General features: G+C 66.0%; 13 protein-coding genes. 5 read left to right on the forward strand and 8 right to left on the reverse strand.

The annotated features are described in order from the left end of the window. Positions 1–182: 182 nt before the first annotated feature. The 4 genes from ACEN88_RS16830 (at position 183) to ACEN88_RS16845 (ending at position 4,359) form a co-directional block, all read left to right on the forward strand. Positions 183–449, forward strand: a complete 267-nt coding sequence (locus ACEN88_RS16830) for a DUF493 family protein (RefSeq protein ID WP_056125976.1) — start codon at positions 183–185, stop codon at positions 447–449. Between the two features lie 68 nt (positions 450–517). Next, entirely contained in the window at positions 518–1,213 is a 696-nt protein-coding gene (gene lipB / locus ACEN88_RS16835; RefSeq protein WP_413341350.1) for a lipoyl(octanoyl) transferase LipB, read from the forward strand. An 8-nt stretch (positions 1,214–1,221) separates the two neighbouring features. Beyond that, entirely contained in the window at positions 1,222–2,226 is a 1,005-nt protein-coding gene (gene lipA / locus ACEN88_RS16840) for a lipoyl synthase (RefSeq protein ID WP_413341352.1), read from the forward strand. Positions 2,227–2,370: 144 nt separating this feature from the next. Beyond that, positions 2,371–4,359, forward strand: coding sequence for a helicase-related protein (locus ACEN88_RS16845; RefSeq protein WP_413341353.1), 1,989 nt, complete (start codon positions 2,371–2,373; stop codon positions 4,357–4,359). 9 nt (positions 4,360–4,368) lie between these two features. Here the strand turns inward: ACEN88_RS16845 and ACEN88_RS16850 are convergent, their stop codons facing one another. The 8 genes from ACEN88_RS16850 to ACEN88_RS16885 all read right to left on the reverse strand — a co-directional run bounded on the left by ACEN88_RS16850 (position 4,369) and on the right by ACEN88_RS16885 (position 9,563). Continuing rightward, complete coding sequence (locus ACEN88_RS16850) at positions 4,369–4,575, reverse strand: hypothetical protein (protein WP_413341355.1); 207 nt, start codon at positions 4,573–4,575, stop codon at positions 4,369–4,371. A gap of 27 nt (positions 4,576–4,602) precedes the next feature. Then, the gene (locus tag ACEN88_RS16855) at positions 4,603–5,304 is read right to left on the reverse strand and encodes an MgtC/SapB family protein (protein WP_413341357.1); all 702 of its coding nucleotides are present in this window, start codon (positions 5,302–5,304) and stop codon (positions 4,603–4,605) included. Between the two features lie 66 nt (positions 5,305–5,370). Then, on the reverse strand, positions 5,371–6,003 hold the full coding sequence (locus ACEN88_RS16860) for a hypothetical protein (RefSeq protein ID WP_413341359.1): 633 nt from the start codon (positions 6,001–6,003) through the stop codon (positions 5,371–5,373). A 138-nt stretch (positions 6,004–6,141) separates the two neighbouring features. Continuing rightward, on the reverse strand, positions 6,142–6,654 hold the full coding sequence (locus ACEN88_RS16865; RefSeq protein WP_413341360.1) for a peroxiredoxin family protein: 513 nt from the start codon (positions 6,652–6,654) through the stop codon (positions 6,142–6,144). Between the two features lie 25 nt (positions 6,655–6,679). Beyond that, positions 6,680–7,336, reverse strand: coding sequence for a BON domain-containing protein (locus ACEN88_RS16870; protein WP_413341362.1), 657 nt, complete (start codon positions 7,334–7,336; stop codon positions 6,680–6,682). After that, entirely contained in the window at positions 7,326–7,922 is a 597-nt protein-coding gene (locus tag ACEN88_RS16875) for a phosphoheptose isomerase (RefSeq protein WP_056125992.1), read from the reverse strand. The genes ACEN88_RS16870 and ACEN88_RS16875 overlap by 11 nt, the downstream gene beginning before the upstream one ends. Before the next feature lie 56 nt (positions 7,923–7,978). Beyond that, a complete protein-coding gene (locus ACEN88_RS16880; protein ID WP_413341364.1) occupies positions 7,979–8,338 on the reverse strand; it encodes a YraN family protein in 360 nt (119 codons plus the stop codon). A gap of 1 nt (position 8,339) precedes the next feature. After that, positions 8,340–9,563, reverse strand: a complete 1,224-nt coding sequence (locus ACEN88_RS16885; RefSeq protein WP_413341366.1) for a penicillin-binding protein activator — start codon at positions 9,561–9,563, stop codon at positions 8,340–8,342. 13 nt (positions 9,564–9,576) lie between these two features. On the opposite strand from ACEN88_RS16885, the gene rsmI reads away from it, so the two are divergent. Beyond that, on the forward strand, positions 9,577–9,943 hold a 367-nt coding region (rsmI, locus tag ACEN88_RS16890), incomplete at its 3' end, for a 16S rRNA (cytidine(1402)-2'-O)-methyltransferase (protein ID WP_413341368.1).

Here is a 9,943-nt window from a genome sequence, read left to right on the forward strand (position 1 = left end):
CCCACCGCCCGTGCAGATGGCCCCACGTCCGGCACCCGTCGCGGCACCGGCCCCGGCGCCCGCGCCGGCCAGGTCCGAGGAACGGCGCCACGTCGACCAGCGCGGTCGGGACCAGAAAGAGCGTTGATCCGGGCGGAAATGGGGCGGTTTGGCTACAATGCTGTTTTACAAAAGGAGTGGCCATGGACCCGAAAGATTCCCTCATCGAATACCCGAGCGATTTCCCGATCAAGGTCATGGGCCCGACGCACGACGAGTTCGCCAACACGATCGTCGAAGTGGTCACCATCCACGATCCGACTTTCCATGCCGGCAAGATGGAAGTGCGGCCGTCGGCCAAGGGCGCCTACACGGGCCTGACCGTGATCGTGCGCGCCACCAGCCGCGAAATGCTCGACAACCTGTACCGCGAACTGTCGTCGCACCCGATGGTCAAGATCGTTCTATAAACTGGGTTCAGGACGCCAGCCATCAGGCTGGCTTATAATGACGGGGTATCCCTTCACAGACCCTATCCATGCAAGCGAACCAGCCGGCTATCCGTGAGCTTGGCCGCGCCGACTACGAACCCGTTTTTGCCGCGATGCGCGCCTTCACGGATGCGCGCACGCCCGACACGCCCGACGAGTTGTGGATCGTCGAGCATCCGCCCGTGTTCACGCTCGGGCTGGGCGCCGACCGCGGCCACCTGCTGAGCGTCACGGCCCACGACGTCCCCGTCGTGCAGACCGACCGCGGCGGCGAAGTCACGTACCACGGCCCCGGCCAGGTCGTGATCTACCTGCTGATGGACCTGCGCCGCAACAAGCCCGGCGGCAAATTGTATGCGCGCCAATTTGTCCACAAGATCGAGCAGGCCGTGATCGATGTGCTGGCGGCGTATAATCTTGCCGGTGAACGCGTCGAAGGCGCGCCCGGCATCTATATCGCCGACGGTCCGCGCAAGGGCGCCAAGATCGCCGCGCTGGGCCTGAAGGTGCGCGGCAACGGCTGCACCTACCACGGCGTCTCGCTGAACGTGGCGATGGACCTGGCGCCGTTCACCTGGATCAACCCGTGCGGCTATTCCGGCCTGGCCACGGTGGACATGAAAACGATGGGCGTCGACGCGCCGCTGGCCGACGTACAGCAAGCCCTCGCCGCCGCGCTGATCGACCATCTGTCCACGGCACCCTCTTCAACCGCAGCGGTCGCGCAGGCCGCAACCAACTGACTACGCACATGACTTCTCCAATCGACACCGGCACCGCAGCAGCAGAATCCGCAGCAAATGCGTATAACGCGAGCGAAAAGCAGAAAGGCGCGAGCAAGACGTCGCGCATCCCGATCAAGATCGTGCCGCTCGAACAACACGAGCGCCTCAAGAAGCCGGACTGGATCCGCGTAAAAGCCGCGAGCCCGTCGTCGCGCTTCTACGAGATCAAGGACATCCTGCGCGCCAACAACCTCGTCACCGTGTGCGAGGAAGCGAGCTGCCCGAACATCGGCGAATGCTTCGGCAAGGGCACCGCGACCTTCATGATCATGGGCGACAAGTGCACGCGCCGCTGCCCGTTCTGCGACGTCGGCCACGGCCGTCCGGACCCGCTCGACGTCAACGAGCCGGGGAATCTCGCCAAGACCATCGCCGACCTGCGCCTGTCGTACGTCGTGATCACGTCGGTCGACCGCGACGACCTGCGTGACGGCGGCGCCGGCCACTTCGTCGAGTGCATCCAGAAGACGCGCGCGCTGTCGCCGAACACGAAGATCGAAGTGCTCGTGCCGGACTTCCGCGGCCGCCTGGAAAAAGCGCTGAACATCTTCGCCGACGGCCTGCCGGACGTGATGAACCACAACCTGGAAACCGTGCCGCGCCTGTACAAGGAAGCGCGTCCGGGCGCCGACTACCAGCATTCGCTGGTGCTGCTGCGCGACTTCAAGAAAATGTACCCGAACGCCGTCACGAAATCCGGCCTGATGGTCGGCCTGGGCGAGACCGACGAGGAAATCCTGGAAGTCATGGGCGACATGCGCGCGCACGACATCGACATGCTGACCATCGGCCAGTACCTGGCCCCGTCGAACTCGCACCTGCCGGTGCGCCGCTACGTGCACCCCGACACTTTTAAAATGTTCGAAGAGAAGGCGTACGAGATGGGCTTCGTGCACGCGGCCGTCGGCGCGATGGTGCGCTCGTCGTATCACGCGGACCAGCAGGCGCACGAAGCGGGCGTCGCAGCGTAAGTAACGTCAACAATTCGGATACATCACGCGTGGGCGGAGGGCCGCCCACCCTACGGGAACGATACGTAGGGTGGGCGGCCTCCGCCCACCTTGTTTGTCACCTGCCGCACGGTGCGCCCGCTGCGCCCGCGCTATATTGAAAACATGAGCGAACACCAACCCCGTCTCCCCTCCGACGCCGACAACACCCAGGACGACGACGCGTTCCTCGAACGCGAGCTCGGGCTGCACGCTCGCGGCGTCGAACTGGTCCGCATGGAAGGCCGCGTCTTCCTGCGCTTCGCCGGCGCCGTGCGCGTGGACGGTCTGCACGTCGAGTACCGCCTCGTGCCGTCGCGCGGCGTGCTGGCCAAGCCCAGCAAATGGCGCAAGATGGATCTGCTCGCGCGGCGCGAGCTCGTCGAGGAGCGGGCCACACGCGACGCCGTCGACGACCTGAACCAGGAGGTCGAAGAATTCGTGCGCGAAATTGCCGACCAGGCCGACGAGTTCGGCTTCGACCCGATGCTGTTCCTGCACGTACTGGAAGAGCTGGAGACGTCCGAGCCGGCCGAGTTCGTGTTCGACCGCATCCGCCAGCGCCTGCTGCACGCCGGCGAGCGCGAGCAGGAAGAGCGCCACGCCGCGCGCACCAAGGAAAGCATCAACCTCGCCGAGTACCCAGCGTCGTTCGACGTGGCCAGCAAGATGGCGCGCCGCTTCATCGCGCTGCTGGGCCCGACCAACTCCGGCAAGACGCACCGCGCGATGGAGCACCTGGCGCAAGCCGACAGCGGCGTCTACCTCGCGCCGCTGCGTCTGCTGGCGCTGGAAAACTACGAGCGCCTGCAGAACGCCGTCGGTCCCGATGGCGAACCCATCAAGGTCAGCCTGATCACGGGCGAGGAACGCCGCCTGGCCGAAGGCGCGACGCACATCGCCAGCACCGTCGAGATGCTGGACACGAAGACGCCCGTGCAGGTCGCCGTCATCGACGAGATCCAGATGCTGGCCGACCGCGACCGCGGCGCCGCGTGGACGGCCGCCGTATGCGGCGCGCCGGCGTCGACTGTGTACCTCGTCGGCGCGCCGGAAGCGCGGCGCGCGATCGAGGCGCTGGCCGAGCGCCTGGAGTGTCCGCTCGAAGTCCACGTGCTGAAACGCAAGGCACCGCTGTCGATGGAACCCGGCGCCGTGCGCAAGCTGAGGAACCTGAAGCGGGGCGACGCCGTCATCGCGTTCTCGCGGCGCGAGGTGCTGATGTGGCGCGACATGATCACGGAGATGGGCCTGTCCGTCGCGACCGTCTACGGCAATTTATCTCCGGAAGTCCGGCGCGCGCAGGCCGAGCGGTTCCGCGAAGGGCAGGCCGACATCGTCGTCGGCACGGACGCCCTCGCGATGGGCTTGAACATGCCGATCCAGCGCATCGTGATGACGACGGCCGTCAAGTACAACGGCGTCGAGGAAGAAGAAATCTCGGCCGCGCTCGCCAAGCAGATCGCCGGCCGCGCGGGCCGCTACGGCGTGCACGAGGAAGGTTTCGTGGCCGGCTACGACGACGACACGCACGAGGTCATGCGCTCGTTGATGAAGGAAAAGGTCCCGCCCGTGCCGGCCAGCGGTTTCGCGGTCGCCCCGTCGCTGGAGCAACTGCACCGCATCTCGTCGGTGACGGGCGAGACGTCGCTGGTGAAATTGCTGAAACGCTTCGTGCACAACATTGACGTGCCCGACGGCTTTTTCTATCCGCGCATCACGGAAGAACAGAACGAGCGCGCGGAATGGCTCGATACGCTGGACTTGAGCGTGGCGGAGAAATTCACGATGTCGCTCGTGCCCATTTCGACCAGGGTGCCGACCCTGGAAAGCGCGTGGTCGCACTGGGCGCAATCGCTCGCGAAACGGAAAGTCTGCAAGCTCCAGCCCCATCCGCAGGAATTGTTTTGGCAAAACCTGCAGGAAGTCGAGGACACGTGCCGCATGTACTCGGCCTATGCCTGGCTCGGCTACCGCATGCCGGAATTCTTCCCCAGCATCGAGGAAGCGCAGACCTTGGCGCGCGAAGCGTCCGAGCGCGTCGATGCGCTGTTGCAGCAGCAGAATGCGGCGACGCGCAAGCGGCAGGCCAAAAAGGAACGGGGGCGCTGGTAAGCAGCCGCTTCACGGCAGCTGCCGGGCCCGCCCGACGGCTTCCAGCCACTCTTCCCACACGGCTGGATCGCTCGTCCGGCCGTCTTCATCCAGCCGGTAGCCGGCCAGCAGGTCGGCCAGGTCGCTCGATTCCGTCAGGTCGACTTCGCGTTCGAGAAAGGCGAGCATGGCGCGGTAGGCCTGCTCGACCGTCAAGGGTTGATTGCTCGCATCCATGCTCGTCTCCGTGTCGATGACGCCAGCTTACGCCGATGTGCGCCGGTCGGGGCGACTCTTCACTTCGACCCGGTGCACGCCCGGGATGGCGCGCAGGCGGTCGAGCAACGCGTTGAATTCCGACTCGGACAGGCGCGAGAACGCGATGAGGACGTCATCGAGGTTTCCCGTTTCCTCGCTCTGCTGGACGATGAACGTGCCGATGCGGTTCGTGACCGGACCGAGTTCCTTTTCCAGCACGTGCAGCGTGAGCCGGCCCCGCTCGGCCGACAGCACCAGTTCGCGTTTTTGCCTGGACGAGAAATAGCGTTGTTCCAGCGGTTTCATCGCGGCCAGGATGAACAGGATGATGGCCGTGCCTGCCACCGCCGCCACGTACAGGCCGCCGCCCACCGCCAGGCCGACGGCCGCCACCGACCACAGGCTGGCCGCCGTCGTCAGGCCGCGCACGACGTCGCCGCGCAGCAGGATCGATCCCGCACCCAGGAAGCCGATGCCGGACACCACCTGGGCCGCCACGCGCGACGGGTCGAGTGAAATATGCTCGTGGTTCAATACGTCGTTGAAGCCATAGGCCGAAACGATCATGATCAGGCAGGAACTGACGCAGACCAGCATGTGGGTCCGCAACCCCGCCGCCCAGGACAGGCGCTCGCGCTCGAACCCGATGGCCCCGCCCAGCAGGGCCGCAAGGCACAGGCGCGCGACGAGTTCGGCTTCCGGCAGCATGATGGATGTGTTGATGAGCTCCAAAAAGCCATCTTAGCACCGGGCCCGGCTGGCCGGCGCACACTGTCACGGCAGGCAGTGCGCGGCAATGCCCGGACCGCCGGGACCGGCGTTTGCGATGTCGGCGGGCGGGTAGCCATTGCCCAGTGCCAGCGTCTGTCCGCCTTCGTAGCGCAGGCGTAACTGGTCGCCGGAATAGTCGGGCAGCGCGCGCGGCACGTAGACGGCGAAGCGGTAATGCAGCTGGGCGTAATAGCCGTGCCGGAAGACCTGGCTCGAAGGCCCGCGCTGGAGTTCGGCCGCGATCGCATCCGCGAGGGCGTCGGTGTCGAAGCGGCTGTTGATGTCGGCCGTGTCTTCCAGCCGCAGCGTGTATGGCCGCAGTGGCCCGTAGCGCTGGTCGCCGTATTGCACGCGCAGGCGGTCGGCGTCGAAATAAAAACTCGGAATGTTGGTGCCCGTGGCGTCCAGGTCGCACAGCAGGAACACGGCCCAGAATCCGTGCGAATCCAGCGGCAGCACGAACTGGACGGGCGCGCGGTTCGGCAGCGCGACGGGCACGGTGAAATCGATCCGGTGGACGTTGGCGACGTGCTGGTAATGCAACACGACGGTGTTGCGCAGGCCGGTGTCCACGCTGCTGCAGCCTGCTGCCGTCAGCAGGCCCGCAACGAGCACGTACTCGATCAGCTTGCGCATCGCCTTCTCCTTTGCCGGCATCAAGCTTGGGCCGAACAGGACCTCGGCGTTTGCGGGAAGTCAGCGGTGCGCGGGGAACGTCAGGCGTAGTGACGTATGCAGTTTGTTGGCGTTACGCGTGGGCGGGGGCCGCCCATCCTACGATTTCAACGATTTTTGTAGCAGCGCATGTAAGGATGCAAAATCCGGCTCGCCCAGGTAGCGCTTGAGGATCTTGCCATCCTTGCCGATGACGAAGGTGGTCGGCGTCATGTTGACGTCACCAAACTGCTTGGCCAGGTCGCCGCCGGAATCGAGGGCCACCTTGAACGGCAGCTTGCGCGTCTCGGCGTAGTTCAAGACATAGTTCGGCGGATCGTAGCTCATCGCCACGGCGACGAATTCCAGGCCGTCCTGCTTGAACTTGTTGTACGTCTCGACCATCTGCGGCATTTCTTTCACGCAGGTGGCGCACGACGTTGCCCAGAAATTGACCATGACGACCTTGCCGCGCAAGTCCTGCGAGCTGATCTTCTGGCCGGCGATGGTGATGAACGTGACGTCGGGCGCCTGCTGCTGCTGGCTGAACGTGGCGTAACCGATGCCGGCGATCGCCAGCACGGCCGCGCCGATGGCGGCCGGCTTGATCCATGTGCGTTGTGAGGTGGTCATGGTCTCATCCCCATCATCCGGTGTGTTACGACGTGCCCCGCGGCTCGGGTTGCTGCTGTTGCGGTGGCGACATCGAGCGCAGGTCTTCTTCGCTGATGTACTCGAACATTTTAACCACGCGCATGACGCCCGACACGCCCTGGGCAACATCGGCGGCGATATTGCCTTCGCGCTGGGTCACGAGACCCATCAGGTACACGGTGCCGCCTTCCGTCACGACCTGGAACGAGGTGGCCGACACGGTCTTCTTGTCCGCGAGGCTGAGCTTGACCTTGCTGGTGATGAGGGCATCGCTGGCGCGCGACGTGTAGCTGGACGGGCCGGCGATCTGCAGTTCGTTGATGACGTTATCGACATTGGTGATGCCGCGCACTTCGTTCTCGACCGCACGCTTCATCGCCTCGTCCTTCACCTCGCCGGTCAGCAGCACCTTGCGGTTGTAGCTGTTGATGTTGACGTGGCCGGCATCGCCGACGATGTTGCCCATCCGGGCAGCGGCTTTCAGTTCGATGCCCTTGTCCTCGGTCTGCGCGCCCAGCGTGCGGCGGTCGGCCGTCGCGACGGCACCGCCGACGGCGCCGGCAGCCACGACCGCGACGCAGCCTTGCAGGGACGACAACAGGGCCACGCACAGCACGGCCTTCGACAGGGGACGCAGCACGGCGTCGGCGTTAATTTGCATCTTCTTCTCCGAACAGGGCGACGTCGAGACCGTCGCAGATACTGTGGATCGCGACCAGGTGCACTTCCTGGATGCGGGCGGTGCGGGAATGCGGCACGTTGATGTGGACGTCGGCGTCGGTCAGCATTTGCGCGATCTTGCCGCCGTCCTTGCCGGTCAGGGCGACGACGCGCATCTCGCGTTCCAGCGCGGCCTCGACGGCGGCCAGCACGTTGCCCGAATTGCCCGACGTGGAAATCGCCAGCAGGATGTCGCCGGCCTGGCCGAACGCCTGTACCTGCTTGCTGAAGATTTCGTTGAAACTGTAGTCGTTGCCGACGGCCGTGATGATCGACGTATCGGTGGTGAGCGCGATCGCCGGCAGCGGGAAGCGCTCGCGCTCGAAGCGGCCGACCAGTTCGGCGGCGAAGTGCTGCGAGTCGCCGGCCGAGCCGCCGTTGCCGCAAGAGAGGATCTTGTTGCCGTTGGAAAGCGCATTGAACATCAGCTCAATCGCTTGAGAAATCGGTTGTGCAAGGAGATTCGCCGACTTCATCTTGAGTTCGGCGCTTTCCTGGAAGTGGGCGAGGATGCGTTGAGTATTCATGGTCAAAGATTATAGTGCAGTGGCAATGCCCGGCGATCAAGGCCAGCAAAAAATGCTTACACTTCAACGGCGTTCCTTATCCATTCGACATGGTTGCCATCGATGGCGACGACGTCGATGCGGCAGGGCGGCAGGCGATTGAAGCGTTGTAGATAAAACTGGGCGGCGCGGATGATGCGGCGGATTTTCGCCGGACTGATGCTTTCCGCCGCGCTGACCGGGGCCCCGGCCGCGCGCTGGCGCACTTCGACGAACACGAGCGTGGCACCGTCGCGCAGGATCAGGTCGATTTCTCCCGGCTTGCACTGGAAATTCGCTTCCACCAGCACGAGGCCGTGGCGTTCGAGATGGGCCAGGGCCACGTTTTCCCACGCGCGTCCCTGTTCCTGCTTGCGCGACAGCCGGGTCGGCCACATGTCAGCGGCCCTTGACGGGTTCGAATGCGCCGCCGCCGACGACGACGGCAGCCTCGACCCGCTGCAGCTGCAATTGCCCGCCGGGGCCGGCGACCGCGTCGAGCCGGCCCGTGACGCCATCGATGTTGAACGGCGCGCCATCCCGCAGTGCCAGTTCGCGCGCGACGCGGAAGGCGTCGATGCCGAGGGCATATAAGCGGTCCATGTCGAGCGGCTGTTCCGTATCCAGCGGGCGCGGGTAGACCATCACGGCCGGGTGGTCGGGCAGCACGATCCACGGCAGGTCGAGGAGGCGTACGCCGTCGAGGCCCGGCGCATCCGGCACCGTCGACCGCCCCGGATTCGCCGGGCCGCCGCCATAGCAGGGGATCGCGGCGGCCAGCGCGCGCACGGGGCGCAGCGCTGCGCTGTCGAGTGCGGCGAACAGCAGGTCGGGCGGGTCGATCTCCAGTTTCTGCTTCAGTTCCCCGATGGCCGCCTTGCCCCCTTCGCCGGACGGCACCGCGAAGCGCTGGTTCGTGTGGCCCAGCTGGACCCAGCGCGCCTCGAACGCGCCGGCCGCCCGCTGCGCCCAGGCTGCGCCGCCCGTGAGGATCAGCGCGCGGCCGTGCGGATGCTCGCGCGCGGCCCATTCCGCCACCTGGCGCGCCTCGTCCTCGATCGACAGCCCCGCCACGAGCATCCCGCGCGGCACACTCGCCCGGCCTTCCGGCACGCTCAGCACGACGGTCGGCCGCGTGACGGCATCGCTGTCGGCCAGTGCCGCCACGGCGGAACGCGCGAGCGGACCGACGATGATGTCGCTGGCCACCGCCGCGCGCGCGTACGCGTCGAGCACGTCGCGCGGCGCATCGCCTGTCGAGACGACCTCGGCCTTGAAGCCGGTGCCGTCCCGTTCCATGCTCGCCATGAAGCCGGCGCGAACCGCCTCGGCGGCCGTTGCCAGCGTGCTGGATCGCATCGGCAGCAGCAGGGCGATGCGGATGGGCGGGCTTGATGCCGGCGGCGGCGGCGCCGGTTCGTTCGGTGGCGGCCGGGCAGGACGCGGCTGGATGGCGGGATCCAGCATCGCGAGAAGGGGCGCGTGCGCACTTGTGTTAGTGTCCACGGACGCGCACAATCGCTGCGGCCCGGCACATGGCGTGCCGGCAAGGGCGTGGCCACCGACACTCATCATGATGAGCAGCCAGGCCAGCCGGGCGCACAGTGCCTCGAGAATCTTCATCCGTATCCCCAACATGACAGAAACCCAGTCCAGCCAGATCGCCCAACTGCCCGTCATGGGCGAGGCCGCCCAGCAGTCCTATCCTACCGCAACGCTTTACGTGGTGGCCACACCGATCGGCAACGTCACCGACATCACGCTGCGCGCGCTGCACGTGCTGCTGCTGGCCGACGTCGTCGCCTGCGAGGACACGCGCAAGACCGGCGCATTGCTCACGCGCTTCGGCCTGAACAAGCAGATGATCGCGGCGCACCAGCACAACGAACGCGAGGTCGCCGAGAAAATCGCCACGCGCCTGCGCGCGGGCGAGCGCGTGGCGCTCGTGTCGGATGCGGGCACGCCGGCCGTGTCCGACCCGGGCGCGCGCATCGTCGACGCGG

This window comes from Massilia sp. CT11-108 (assembly GCF_047302915.1).
Lineage (GTDB): Bacteria > Pseudomonadota > Gammaproteobacteria > Burkholderiales > Burkholderiaceae_D > Telluria > Telluria orientalis.

What these genes read in the sequence shown, in the direction of transcription:
- ACEN88_RS16875 (WP_056125992.1), bottom strand. Translation starts at nt 7,922, where the DNA reads ATGAATACTCAACGCATCCTCGCCCACTTCCAGGAAAGCGCCGAACTC.
- lipB (WP_413341350.1), top strand. Translation starts at nt 518, where the DNA reads ATGCAAGCGAACCAGCCGGCTATCCGTGAGCTTGGCCGCGCCGACTAC.
- ACEN88_RS16850 (WP_413341355.1), bottom strand. Translation starts at nt 4,575, where the DNA reads ATGGATGCGAGCAATCAACCCTTGACGGTCGAGCAGGCCTACCGCGCC.
- ACEN88_RS16885 (WP_413341366.1), bottom strand. Translation starts at nt 9,563, where the DNA reads ATGAAGATTCTCGAGGCACTGTGCGCCCGGCTGGCCTGGCTGCTCATC.
- ACEN88_RS16880 (WP_413341364.1), bottom strand. Translation starts at nt 8,338, where the DNA reads ATGTGGCCGACCCGGCTGTCGCGCAAGCAGGAACAGGGACGCGCGTGG.
- ACEN88_RS16855 (WP_413341357.1), bottom strand. Translation starts at nt 5,304, where the DNA reads ATGCTGCCGGAAGCCGAACTCGTCGCGCGCCTGTGCCTTGCGGCCCTG.
- ACEN88_RS16845 (WP_413341353.1), top strand. Translation starts at nt 2,371, where the DNA reads ATGAGCGAACACCAACCCCGTCTCCCCTCCGACGCCGACAACACCCAG.
- lipA (WP_413341352.1), top strand. Translation starts at nt 1,222, where the DNA reads ATGACTTCTCCAATCGACACCGGCACCGCAGCAGCAGAATCCGCAGCA.
- ACEN88_RS16865 (WP_413341360.1), bottom strand. Translation starts at nt 6,654, where the DNA reads ATGACCACCTCACAACGCACATGGATCAAGCCGGCCGCCATCGGCGCG.
- ACEN88_RS16860 (WP_413341359.1), bottom strand. Translation starts at nt 6,003, where the DNA reads ATGCGCAAGCTGATCGAGTACGTGCTCGTTGCGGGCCTGCTGACGGCA.
- ACEN88_RS16870 (WP_413341362.1), bottom strand. Translation starts at nt 7,336, where the DNA reads ATGCAAATTAACGCCGACGCCGTGCTGCGTCCCCTGTCGAAGGCCGTG.
- ACEN88_RS16830 (WP_056125976.1), top strand. Translation starts at nt 183, where the DNA reads ATGGACCCGAAAGATTCCCTCATCGAATACCCGAGCGATTTCCCGATC.